The sequence below is a fragment of the Massilia yuzhufengensis genome, from assembly GCF_900112225.1.
In the GTDB taxonomy this organism is placed as follows: Bacteria; Pseudomonadota; Gammaproteobacteria; order Burkholderiales; family Burkholderiaceae_D; genus Telluria; species Telluria yuzhufengensis.
On the sequence record NZ_FOLD01000015.1, the window covers coordinates 110663 to 122222 of the forward strand.

The following is an 11560-nucleotide window of genomic DNA, read 5'->3' on the forward strand; positions in this document are numbered from 1 at the left end:
ATGCTGTCATATTTAATTTCTAAACTGCAAGCATCCGATCCACTCCGATACTTGCCATGCACCCTGCGAAGCTCCAGACCGGTACCAAGATCCTCGGCGCCTTCGGCATCGTCTCCTTCCTGCTCCTGCTCATTTCCGCCGTCGCGCTGTGGCGCATGCAGGCCAATGACGCGCTGACCACGGACCTGGTGTACGACAAGCTGGCCAAGCAGCAGCTGACCTCCGACCTGCTCGGCATCGAGCGCCTGAACGGCTCGCGCACGGTCGCCATCGCACGCAGCGACAGCCTGGAGCTAGCCGATTACTTCCAGGCCCAGCTGGCCGCAGGCAGCAAGGCCGCGACCGAGATCCAGGGCCGGCTTGCCAGGCTCCCGCAGTCCCAGCGCGAACGAGCGCTGGTGGAGAGCGCCGCCAAGCACAAGGCCGCGCTGGCCAAGATCCAGGCGGCGCTGTTCCAGGCCAAGGAGTTCGGCCAGACCGGCGTTGTCGAGCAGCTCGTCAGCGGCAGCTGGGAGCAGGCCGACAAGGCCCACACCGCCGCCCTCGAAGCGCTGCTGGCTTTCGAGAGCGCCGAAGCGCACCGCCTTGCCGAGGAATCAGCGTCAGCCTCCGCCTTCGGCAAGCTGCTGCTGCTGGCGCTGGGCGGCGCGGCGCTGGCGGTGGGCGCCGTGCTGGCCTGGATGCTGACCCGGAACATCGTCGGGCCGCTGCAGCAGGCCGTCGCGCTGGCCGAGCAGGTCGCGCACGGCGACCTGCGCCCCGTGATCCGGCACCGCCGCAGCGATGAAATCGGCCGCCTGTTCGACGCGCTCAATGGCATGACGAACGGCGTGTCCGCCACCGTCGCCCAGGTGCTGCAGGGCGCGCAGGCGATCGACGCAGCCTCCGGCGAGATCGCCGACGGCAACCACGATCTGTCGCGCCGCACCGAACGCCAGGCCAGCGCGCTGCGCCAGACCGTGGTCGCGATGGACGAACTGAGCAGCGCGATCTCGCAGAACAACGCCAGCGCCAGGTCGGCCAACGTGCTGGCCAAATCGGCATCCACCGTCGCCACCCGGGGCGCCGACGCGGTCGAGCAGGTGGTGGCCCGCATGGGCGCCATCAAGGCCTCGGCCGACCGCATCGTCGACATCACCGGCATGATCGACAGCATCGCGTTCCAGACCAATATCCTGGCGCTCAACGCCGCCGTGGAAGCGGCCCGCGCCGGCGCCGAGGGCCGCGGTTTCGCGGTGGTGGCGGCCGAAGTGCGCAGCCTGGCCCAGCACTCGGCCACGGCGGCCAAGGAAATCAAGAAACTCATCGGAGAATCGCGCGGCGAGATCGACGCCGGCACCGGCATCGCCAGCACCGCCGGTCAAACCATGCGCGCCGTCCTGGAGCACGTACACGACGTGGCCGGCATCCTCGACACCATCCACGCCGCCGGCGCGGGCCAGGCCGACGGCGTGGCCCAGGTCAGCCAGGCAATCGCCGAGATGGACGAATCGACCCAGCAGAACGCGGCAATGGTCGAGCAGGCCACGGCCGCCACCGAATCGATGCGCCAGCAGGCCGCCGACCTGTCGGAACTGGTCGCCACCTTCAAGGTACGCACGACGCCCTTCGCACTTCGGGGTCAGGTCTGACATTTGGACACGGCCTCAGCCGTATCGGCACAATGATCGCAGGCGGTACGGCCAATCGGGCGCGAACGCTTCGATAATTGCAGAGCTCGTGTCCAAATGTCAGACCTGACCCCGAAGTTGACATGCGCAATGATCGAAGGCAGGACGGCCAATCGGGCGCGAAAGCTGCGATAAATGCAGAGCTCGTGTCCAAATGTCTGACCTGACCCCGAAGTTGACATGCGATGGCAAACGTGCCGACAATGGCCTGACAGGGGGGCGGCACATGGTATCGAATCAACCCGGATTTCTGTTTGCAACCGGCATCGAGAACAGCATCCCGACCATCGACGGCGGCAGGGTTCGCATGGACGAGATGGAGAAATGCGGCCATTACCGGCATTGGCGGCGCGACTTCGACCTGGTACAGGACATTGGCATCCGCTTCCTGCGCTACGGACCGCCCCTGCACACGACCCTGGCCGGTCCGCGGCGTTATGACTGGTCGTTCGCCGACGAAACCTTTCCCGAGCTGCGCCGGCGCGGTATCGTGGCGATCGTCGACCTGTGCCATTTCGGCTTGCCTGACTTCCTCGGCAACTTCCAGAACCCGGATTTTCCCGCCATCTTCGCCGGCTACGCGCGCGCCTTCGCGCTGCGCTACCCCTGGCTGCAGCTGTACACGCCGGTCAATGAGATGTCGATCAGCGCGCTGTTTTCCGGCCTGTATGGATGGTGGAACGAGCAGCAACGCAGCGACCGGGCCTATGTGACGGCCCTCAAGCACGTGGTCAAGGCCAACCTGCTGGCCATGCGCGCCATCCTCGACGTGCGCCCGGATGCCCTGTTCGTCCAGAGCGAATCCTCCGAATATTTCCATGCGAAGTCGCCGGCGGCGATCGGCCCGGCCGAGACCATGAATGCGCGCCGCTTCCTGTCGCTGGACCTGAACTACGGGCGCCGGGTCGATTCCACCATGTACGAGTACCTGCTGGACAACGGCATGACGCGCGAGGAATACCACTTCTTCCTGAACAACAACCTCAAGCACCACTGCATCATGGGCAACGACTACTACCAGACCAACGAGCACCTGGTGTCGGCCGATGGCAGCAGCGAAGCGTCGGGCGAAATCTTCGGCTATGCCGTGATCACCCACCAGTACTACAACCGCTTCCGCCTGCCGGTGATGCACACCGAGACCAATCTCTGCCAGGGCCCCTGCGGCGACGAAGCGGTGAAGTGGCTGCGCAAGGAGTGGGCCAACGTGCTGCGGGTGCGTAACAACGGCGTGCCCCTGGTCGGCTTCACCTGGTATTCGCTGACCGACCAGGTGGACTGGGACACCGGCCTGCGCGAAAACAATGGCAACGTGAACGCCCTGGGCCTGGCCGACCTCGACCGCAAGCTGCGCCCGGTAGGACATGCCTACCGCGACCTGATCCGCGACTGGACCGAAGTGCTGCCGACCCAGAGCGTGTGCCTGCAGGTGCCGCTGCAGCTCGAAGAGGACTATCCCGCCCACGTGGGCACCTATCCGCAGCGCCGGACAGCGGCTGCGATTGCCACGGACGCGCCCCAGAACGCGGAATAGGCAGGCCGGCATGCTGTATCATCCCGTTCCTGAAAACGAAAGCCGCGCATGCTCATCATCACCATCAAGCAGGGCAAGGAAAAAAGTATCCTTGCCGGCGACCCCTGGATCTATCTCTCGGCCATCGACAAGGTCGACGGCAAACCATCGGAGCGCAACAAACCGGGCGCCACTGCCATCGTGCAGTCCTCGTCGCGCCAGTTCCTGGCCCGCGCCGCCTACAACGCCAAGTCGCAGATCGCCGCCCGCGTGTGGTCGCTGCGCGAAGACGAGCCGGTCGACCATGCGCTGATCAAGCGGCGCGTGCAGGCCGCCGTGGAGCGCCGCGCGGTCGCGCGCGACATCGCCGACCCGCAGGCGCTGGTGCAGCTGGTCGATGGCGAGAAGGATGGCCTGCCCGGCCTGCTGGTGCACGGCTATGGCGGCGCCGAGGGCTACCTGGTGTGCCAATTCAATGCCGCCGGGGTCGACCTGTGGAAAGTGGCCGCCGTGCAGGCGCTGCTGAAAGCCACCGGCTGCGCCAATGTCTACGAGCGCTGCGATGAGCTGGTGCGCAAGGCCGAAGGGCTGCCGATCACGCGCCGCGTGCTGGCCGGCGAAGAGCCGCCGTCGCGCCTGAGCGTGCGCGAGGGCGGCCGGCTGGTGCCGATGGATATCCGCACCGGTTTCGTCTACCCGCGCTGACGCACCCGGCATGCCCCCGGCATAATCTTCACGCCGGGCTTGATAAGCCGGTGGCTACCCTTCAGTATGGCGCGACGGCGGGAAGGGTCCTGCCACCAGCCCGGCCGCAGCCGGACATGAAGGAAAGCATGGAGAACGTCCTCGCGGCAGTGCTCACCACCGGCATGCTGGCGCTCGCACCGCAAGCCGCCAGCGCGCAAGACGTCCAGGGCAGCCAGCAGATCGAACAGGTCATCGAGACCTTCCGCGTGTCCATCATCAACAAGGACAAGGACGCCTTCCTGAAGCTGTTCCTGAAGGACGACATCACCTGGACCGGCGTGACCACCGACGCCAGCATCGAACACATGTACGCGAACCGCCCCAACCCGGCACTGAAGCGTCCGTCCAAACTCTTCAACAGCAACCCGCGCGCCTTCATCACCAGCATTGCCAATGACAAGGCACGGGTCGAAGAGACCATCTCCAACGTGCGCATCGACAGCGACGGCGAGGTGGCCCAGGTCTGGTTCGACTACAGTTTCAAGAGCGGCGACTACAAGCAGAACTGGGGCAAGGAAAGCTGGCAGATGGTGCGCACCGAGGCGGGCTGGAAAATCGCCGCCGTGGTCTGGTCGCAAGCCTTGAACCCGGTGCCGCCTCCGAAGGCCGGCACCCCCTGAAGCGCAGGCCTAGATCGCCGCCAGCGCCCGCCGCAGGTCTTCCTGCTGGTCTGCCAGGTGCTCGATCCCGACCGATAACCTGATCAGCCCATCGCCGATGCCCAATTCCGCGCGCTGCTCGGCCGGAATGCTGGCGTGGGTCATCAGGGCAGGGTGCTCGATCAGGCTTTCCACGCCGCCCAGGCTCTCGGCCAGCGTGAACACCTCGCAGGTTTCCAGGAAGCGGCGCGCGCCGGCCAGGTCGGTGGCCAGGTCGATCGACACGATGCCCCCGAACGCGCTCATCTGGCGCCGCGCCAGCGCGTGCTGCGGGTGCGATTCCAGTCCCGGATAGAACACCTTGCGCACCTTGGGCTCGCGTTCGAGCCACTGGGCCAGCGCCAGCGCATTGCTGCTGCTACGCTCCACCCGCAGGGCCAGGGTCTTGATCCCGCGCAGCACCAGGAAGCTGTCGAAGGGGCCCTGGATTGCGCCCACCGCGTTCTGGACAAAGCCCAGCTGCTCGCCCAGTTCCTGGTGGCGGTCCTCATTGCCCACCACCGCCACGCCGCCGATCACGTCGGAGTGGCCGTTCATGTACTTGGTGGTCGAGTGCACGACGATGTCGAAGCCCAGTTCCAGCGGGCGCTGGAGGATCGGGCTGGCGAAGGTGTTGTCGCACACGGTGATGATGCCGCGCGCGCGGCACAGCTGGGCGATGGCCGCCAGGTCGGCCAGCTTGAGCATGGGGTTGGTCGGCGTCTCCACCCACACCAATTTCGTCTCCGGCGTGATGGCCTTGGCCAGCGCGTCCGGGTCGGTCAGGTCGGCATAGGTAAAACTGTGGCCGGCGCTCTTGCGGCGCACGCGCTCGAACAGGCGGAAGGTGCCGCCGTACATGTCGTCGCCCGCCACGATGTGCGAGTTCGCCGGCAAGAGTTCGAGCACCGCCGCGATCGCCGCCAGGCCGGATGCGAATGCAAAGGCGGCGCTGCCGCTTTCGATGTCGGCCACGCAGCGCTCCAGCGCCCAGCGGGTGGGGTTGTGCGAGCGCCCATAGTCCAGGCCCTTGTGCACGCCCGGGCTCTCTTGCCGGAAGGTCGAGGTGGCGAAGATCGGCGGCATCACGGCGCCGGTGCTCGGTTCCGGCGCCTGGCCGCCATGGATCACGCGGGTGGCAAGGTGTTTTTTCTGTTCAGTCACGACAGGGTCCTTCGGAGATGGTTGAGCAGGTCGAAGCGGGTGATCAGGCCATAGAACGTGTCGCCGTCGGCGATCACGGCGGTGAGTCCGCGGTCGAGGATTTCGCGCAGGTGGCCCATGCTGGCCGATGGGTGCAGGGTCTGCAGGGTGGAGGTCATGGTGGTGGAGACGGGGGCGGAAAACTGGCCCGGCTCCTGGCTCGAGGTGACGTGCAGCAGCAGGTCGGATTCGTCGATCAGGCCGGCCAGGCGGCCATCCTTGTCGATGACGGGGAGCTGCTGCAGGTCGGCGCTGCGCATGCGGTTGAAGGCGGTGAGCAGGGTGTCGCCGGGCGACACGGTGACCACTTCGCCGTCGTCGTAGCGGCGGCCGATCAGGTCGCGCAGGTCGCCCAGCTTGGGACGGGTGAGCAGGCCCTGGTCGACCATCCAGCCGTCGCTGTACACCTTGGTGAGGTAGCGGGTGCCGGTGTCGCACACGAAGCTGACCACGCGCTTGGGGCGGGTCTGTTCGCGGCAGTAGCGCAGCGCGGCGGCCAGCAGGGTGCCGGTGGAGGAGCCGGCCAGGATGCCTTCCTGTTGCAGCAGCAGGCGCGCGGTGTTGAAGCTTTCCTCGTCGGGAATCGTGTAGGCCTTTTTCACGCGCGACAGGTCGGCGATGCCGGGAATGAAGTCTTCGCCGATGCCTTCCACCGCCCACGAACCGGCATCGGTACGCAGCACGCCGGTGTTGATGTAGTCGGCCAGGATCGAGCCTTTCGGGTCGGCCAGCACGAACTCCAGGTTCGGCTGCATCTTTTTAAAGTAGCGCGACAGGCCGGTGAGGGTGCCGGACGAACCCACGCCGACCACGATCGCGTCGAGCCGGTGGTTGACCTGGTCCCAGATTTCGGGCCCGGTGGTGGTTTCGTGGGCGCGCGGATTGGCCGGGTTGTTGAACTGGTCGGCGAACCAGGCGCCGGGAATTTCCTTGGCCAGGCGCGCGGCGTAGTCCTGGTAGTACTCGGGATGGCCCTTGCCGACGTCGGAGCGGGTCAGGTGGATCTCGGCGCCCAGGGCCTTGAGGTGAAGGATTTTCTCGGCCGCCATTTTGTCGGGCACCACCAGCACCACGCGGTAGCCCTTGATGCGGGCCACCAGGGCCAGGCCCAGGCCAGTATTGCCCGCCGTGGCTTCGACCACGGTGCCGCCCGGAGACAGGTGCCCATCGTGCTCGGCCTGCTCGATCATGGCGCGGCCGATGCGGTCCTTGATGGAGCCGCCGGGGTTCTGCGATTCGAGTTTCAGGAACAGCTGGCAGGGACCGGTGTCGATCCGGGTGACCTCGATCAGCGGGGTGTCGCCGATCAGCGAAAACAGTGCAGCTTGCGAAGCATGTTGCATAGTGCCTCCGAAAGGCCGGGCAGGCGCCCGGGCAGTGCGCCGCTTCGTGGGCGGCGCGATGCGAAGAGCTGGCATTCCCGTGGTGCCAGGCCATGTAAAAAAGACATGATACGGCCAATATTCAAGCTGGTGTTGATCTCGTAGGGTGGGCGGGTTTCCCGCCCGCGCGTTCAAAGGTCGGTTGATCAATCGCGCTGCCACTTTTCACGCAGGATGTGAACGCGCGGCCGGCAGAGCCGGCCACCCTATGGGTTCTTCAAGCGCCGCCACAAGGTCGTGCGGCTGATGCCCAGGTGCCTGGCCGCCGCATCGCGCTGCCCGCCGAAGCGGGCCAGAACCTCCGAGATGCTTTCCGTATCCTGCATCACCATTGGCATCGCTGACTGCTTGGCTAGCTCAGGGGCAATCGACAACAGGAAACTCGGCGTCAGCGCCTGCAGCGGCTCCGCCGCCAGGAACAGCGCCAGGCGCTCGGCCAGGTTGCGCAGCTCGCGCACATTGCCCGGCCAGGCATAGGCTTCGAGCAGCGGAGCGCAGGCGCGCACCTCGGCGTGCAGGTTCGGATGCGGGCGCGCGTCGAGCGCCGCCAGCGCATTCTTGAGCGACCATTCCGCCAGCGGCGCGATGTCGATCGGGCGCTCGCGCAGCGGCGGCAGCGCCAGGCGCAGCACGGCCAGCCGGTAGAACAGGTCGGCACGGAAACGCCCCTCGCGCACGCGCGCCTCCAGGTCGCAGTGCGTCGCGCTGATCACGCGCACGTCGATCGGCACCGGCCGCGTGCCGCCCACGCGCACCACCTCGCGCTCTTCCAGCACGCGCAGCAGGCGGGTCTGCAGGCTCAATGGCATTTCGCCGATCTCGTCGAGGAACAGGGTCCCGCCGTTGGCCGCCTCGAACAGGCCCGCATGGCCGCCGCGGCGCGCGCCCGTGAACGCGCCTTCCTCGTGTCCGAACAGTTCCGATTCCAGCAGCGATTCGGCGATCGCGCCGCAGTTCACCGCAACAAACGGGCGGGAAGCGGCGCGGTGCGGGCTTTCGCGGTGGATCGCCTGCGCCACCAGTTCCTTGCCGCTGCCGGTCTCGCCCTGGACCAGCACCGTGGCCGGCGAGCGCGCGTACAGCACCACGGTCTGGCGCAGGCGTTCCATGGCGGCCGATTCGCCGCGCAGGTCGTGCAGGCCGCGCCGCGCGCGCCGGGTGTCGGCCACGGCGGCGCTGCGGCGGCCGCGGTTCGCTTCCAGGTGGGTCAGGCGCGCCATTTCCAGCGCGTCATCGAAGGCCTGGCGGATCGATGCGGCCGAGTACATGAACACCGCGGCCAACCCCGCTTCCTCGGCCAGGTCGGTAATCAGCCCCGCGCCGACGATCACTTCGATGCCCGCCGCCTTGAGTTCGTTGATGCTGGCGCGCGCATCTTCTTCCGTCACATAGGTGCGCTGGGCAATGGCGATGCCGAAGGTGGCGGTGAATTCGGCCAGTTCGCGCATCGGTTCCTGGTAGGTGATCACGCCGATGCGCTCGGACACCCGGCGCGCCCTGGCCAGCGCCTGCATCACATCGAAACCGCTGGCCTTGGCCACCACCACCGGCGCCGATACGCGTCCCTTCAGGTAGGCGGCGTTCGAGCCGGCGGCAATGACGACGTCGCAGCGCTCGGTGGCCATGCGCTCGCGCAGGGTTCGTGCAGCTTCATCGAACCCGAGGTGCAGTGGCTCGATCGAAGCCAGGTGATCGTATTCGAGCGTGATGTCGCGGAAGAGGTCGGACAGGCGCGAGACCGACACGGTCCAGATGACCGGCCGGTCGCCGCCGTCCGCAGGGCTGCGGGTGGAGTAACTCATGTTCCAAGTTTAGTCGATTTCTTGTGCCATGTTTCAGATTGAAACAGCGGCAGGGCGCTTGGCCAGCGTAAGGGAGTGGTAAGCGCCCGGCTTTAGCATGGACCTGCCGTCAGCGACAAGACAGGCAACACCAGAAAAAAACAGGAGACACACGTGGAACAAGACCTCGTACGGCGAATCAAGGCCGACCCCGATTATCAAGAACTCGTCAGGACGCGTTCGCGTTTCGGCTGGACCCTCACCTGGGCGATGATGATCGTCTACTACGGCTTCACGCTGCTGGTGGCCTTCAACAAGGAATTCATGGGCACCCGCATCGGCGAGGGCGTCATGACCTGGGGCATCCCGCTGGGGCTGTTCGTGATCGTGTTCACGGTCCTCATCACCGGCATCTACGTGCGCCGCGCCAACCGCCGCTACGACGAACTCACCGCCGCCATCCGCAACAAGGTGCAGGCATGAAGGCCCTTCCTCGCGCAGCGGCCGCCTTTGCCGTGCTGGCCCTGGCCGCGGGCGGCGCCATCGCCGCTCCCGACCTCGGCCAGGCCACCAAGCAGGCCACCAACTGGACCGCGATCGGCATGTTCGCGGCCTTCGTCATCTTCACCCTGTTCATCACCAAGTGGGCCGCCTCGCGCACCCGCTCGGCGTCCGATTTTTATACGGCAGGGGGCGGCATCACGGGCTTCCAGAATGGCCTGGCGATTGCCGGCGACTTCATGTCGGCCGCGTCCTTCCTCGGCATTTCGGCCGCCGTGTTCCTCGACGGCTTCGACGGCCTGATCTACGCCATCGGCTTCCTGGTCGGCTGGCCCGTCATCACCTTCCTGATGGCCGAGCGCCTGCGCAACCTGGGCCGCTTCACCTTCGCCGACGTCGCCGCCTACCGCTTCCACCAGAAACCCATCCGCGTGTTCGCGGCCTCGGGCACGCTGGTGGTGGTGCTGTTCTATCTCATCGCGCAGATGGTCGGCGCCGGCCAGCTGATCAAGCTGCTGTTCGGCCTCGAGTACTGGATGGCGGTGGTGATCGTGGGCGTGCTGATGATGGTCTACGTGCTGTTCGGCGGCATGACGGCCACCACCTGGGTGCAGATCATCAAGGCCGTGCTGCTGCTGTCGGGCGCCTCCTACATGGCGTTCTCGGTGCTGGCGCAGTACGACTTCAGCCCGGAAAAATTGTTCGCCACCGCCACCGAAGTGCATGCCAAGGGCTTCAGCATCATGGGGCCGGGTAACTTCGTCAAGGATCCCATCTCCGCCATTTCCTTTGGCATGGCGCTGATGTTCGGCACCGCCGGGCTGCCGCACATCCTGATGCGTTTCTTCACCGTGCCCAGCGCCAAGGAAGCGCGCAAGTCGGTGCTGTGGGCCACCACCTGGATCGGCTACTTCTACATCCTCACCTTCATCATCGGCTTTGGCGCCATCGTGCTGGTCGGAACCAATCCGGAATTCAAGGACGCCGCCGGCAAGCTGCTGGGCGGGAACAACATGGCGGCGGTGCACCTGGCCAAGGCCGTGGGCGGCGACATTTTCCTCGGCTTCATCTCGGCCGTGGCCTTCGCCACCATCCTGGCGGTGGTGGCCGGCCTGACCCTGTCCGGCGCCTCGGCCGTCTCGCACGACCTGTACGCCACCGTGTTCGCCAAAGGCACCGCCACCAGCAGCAGCGAGCTGCGGGTGTCGAAAATCACCACCATCGTGCTCGGCTTCATCGCCGTGCTGCTCGGTATCGCCTTCGAAAAGCAGAACGTCGCCTTCATGGTGTCGCTGGCCTTCGCCATCGCCGCCTCGGCCAACTTCCCGGTGCTGTTCATGTCTGTCCTGTGGAGCAAATGCACCACGCGCGGCGCGACCATCGGCGGCTTCCTGGGCCTGGGCACGGCAGTGGTCCTCACCATCGTGTCGAAGTCGGTCTGGGTCGATGTGCTGGGCAATGCGGAAGCGATCTTCCCTTATACGTCGCCGGCGATCTTCTCGATGCCGATCGGTTTCATCGGGATCTGGCTGTTCTCGGTGCTCGACACCAGCCCGCGCGCGGCGATCGACAAGGCGGGCTTCGAGGCGCAGGAAGTGCGGTCGGAGACTGGGATTGGTGCGGCGGGGGCAAGCGGGCACTAAAACGCCGAGAGCAAGCCACCCTAAGCAAACCACGTCGTACGCGCCACTGGCGCCTACGACTTCCCGCGCAGGCGGGAACCCAATTTGCAAGCGTTCCCGTAACGCATGCAGAACTTGGGTTCCCGCCTACGCGCACTGCTGTCCGGAATAATTTGCTTGACTTAGCAAGGAGGGGTTGCAGGCATTGGTTTACGAGGGTTAACCTCGGTTTGCCAACTTAAAAACCAAACCTGCAACCATGTACAGCATAACGACATTTCAAGAATTAATGAAGGGGCTGCCCCGCGCTGCCTTCGATCAGGCAGTCGCCCGCCACAATGCCGCCAAATACACCAAGCACTTCAAGCCTTGGAATCACATGACGGCGATGGTGTATGCGCAGGCCAGCGGAGCGCCGAGTTTGCGTGCCCTCGAAACTGGCTTCAATGCGCACGCATCGCATCACTACCATCTCGGCGCCTCAATGCTCAAGCGTTCGACGC

At 65.8% G+C, this 11560-nt stretch carries 10 protein-coding genes; 7 read left to right on the forward strand and 3 right to left on the reverse strand.

Annotation, left to right across the window (positions count from 1 at the left end; all coding sequences use genetic code 11):
* Positions 1–56 precede the first annotated feature (56 nt).
* The 4 genes from BM031_RS13995 (at position 57) to BM031_RS14010 (ending at position 4550) form a co-directional block, all read left to right on the forward strand.
* Positions 57–1631, forward strand: coding sequence for a methyl-accepting chemotaxis protein (locus tag BM031_RS13995; protein ID WP_091875190.1), 1575 nt, complete (start codon positions 57–59; stop codon positions 1629–1631).
* Positions 1632–1896: 265 nt separating this feature from the next.
* Positions 1897–3204, forward strand: a complete 1308-nt coding sequence (locus BM031_RS14000) for a glycoside hydrolase family 1 protein (protein ID WP_143084588.1) — start codon at positions 1897–1899, stop codon at positions 3202–3204.
* Between the two features lie 48 nt (positions 3205–3252).
* The gene (locus tag BM031_RS14005) at positions 3253–3888 is read left to right on the forward strand and encodes a class I SAM-dependent rRNA methyltransferase (protein WP_091875191.1); all 636 of its coding nucleotides are present in this window, start codon (positions 3253–3255) and stop codon (positions 3886–3888) included.
* Between the two features lie 128 nt (positions 3889–4016).
* Positions 4017–4550, forward strand: coding sequence for a Cif family virulence factor (locus tag BM031_RS14010; protein ID WP_091875192.1), 534 nt, complete (start codon positions 4017–4019; stop codon positions 4548–4550).
* 9 nt (positions 4551–4559) lie between these two features.
* Here BM031_RS14010 and BM031_RS14015 read toward each other — a convergent pair whose 3' ends face one another.
* From BM031_RS14015 to prpR, 3 genes are all read right to left on the reverse strand, one after another.
* Complete coding sequence (locus BM031_RS14015; RefSeq protein WP_091875193.1) at positions 4560–5732, reverse strand: trans-sulfuration enzyme family protein; 1173 nt, start codon at positions 5730–5732, stop codon at positions 4560–4562.
* Positions 5729–7114 carry a pyridoxal-phosphate dependent enzyme gene (locus BM031_RS14020; RefSeq protein WP_091875194.1) on the reverse strand — a complete coding sequence of 462 codons (1386 nt, stop codon included), beginning with the start codon at positions 7112–7114 and terminating at the stop codon, positions 5729–5731. Before BM031_RS14020 ends, BM031_RS14015 begins: the two co-directional genes overlap by 4 nt.
* Before the next feature lie 245 nt (positions 7115–7359).
* On the reverse strand, positions 7360–8955 hold the full coding sequence (prpR, locus tag BM031_RS14025; protein ID WP_091875195.1) for a propionate catabolism operon regulatory protein PrpR: 1596 nt from the start codon (positions 8953–8955) through the stop codon (positions 7360–7362).
* 153 nt (positions 8956–9108) lie between these two features.
* Here prpR and BM031_RS14030 point away from each other — a divergent pair, with 153 nt between their 5' ends.
* From BM031_RS14030 to BM031_RS14040, 3 genes are all read left to right on the forward strand, one after another.
* Positions 9109–9417 carry a DUF485 domain-containing protein gene (locus BM031_RS14030; RefSeq protein WP_091875196.1) on the forward strand — a complete coding sequence of 103 codons (309 nt, stop codon included), beginning with the start codon at positions 9109–9111 and terminating at the stop codon, positions 9415–9417.
* On the forward strand, positions 9414–11078 hold the full coding sequence (locus tag BM031_RS14035; RefSeq protein WP_091875197.1) for a cation acetate symporter: 1665 nt from the start codon (positions 9414–9416) through the stop codon (positions 11076–11078). The genes BM031_RS14030 and BM031_RS14035 overlap by 4 nt, the downstream gene beginning before the upstream one ends.
* 268 nt (positions 11079–11346) lie before the next feature.
* A partial coding sequence (locus tag BM031_RS14040) for a DUF4372 domain-containing protein (protein ID WP_177207756.1) occupies positions 11347–11560 on the forward strand: 214 nt, incomplete at its 3' end.

Bases quoted from the DNA above. Each gene is read 5' to 3' on its own strand.
- BM031_RS14035 (WP_091875197.1), top strand. From the start codon at position 9,414: ATGAAGGCCCTTCCTCGCGCAGCGGCCGCCTTTGCCGTGCTGGCCCTG.
- prpR (WP_091875195.1), bottom strand. From the start codon at position 8,955: ATGAGTTACTCCACCCGCAGCCCTGCGGACGGCGGCGACCGGCCGGTC.
- BM031_RS14005 (WP_091875191.1), top strand. From the start codon at position 3,253: ATGCTCATCATCACCATCAAGCAGGGCAAGGAAAAAAGTATCCTTGCC.
- BM031_RS14010 (WP_091875192.1), top strand. From the start codon at position 4,017: ATGGAGAACGTCCTCGCGGCAGTGCTCACCACCGGCATGCTGGCGCTC.
- BM031_RS14020 (WP_091875194.1), bottom strand. From the start codon at position 7,114: ATGCAACATGCTTCGCAAGCTGCACTGTTTTCGCTGATCGGCGACACC.
- BM031_RS13995 (WP_091875190.1), top strand. From the start codon at position 57: ATGCACCCTGCGAAGCTCCAGACCGGTACCAAGATCCTCGGCGCCTTC.
- BM031_RS14000 (WP_143084588.1), top strand. From the start codon at position 1,897: ATGGTATCGAATCAACCCGGATTTCTGTTTGCAACCGGCATCGAGAAC.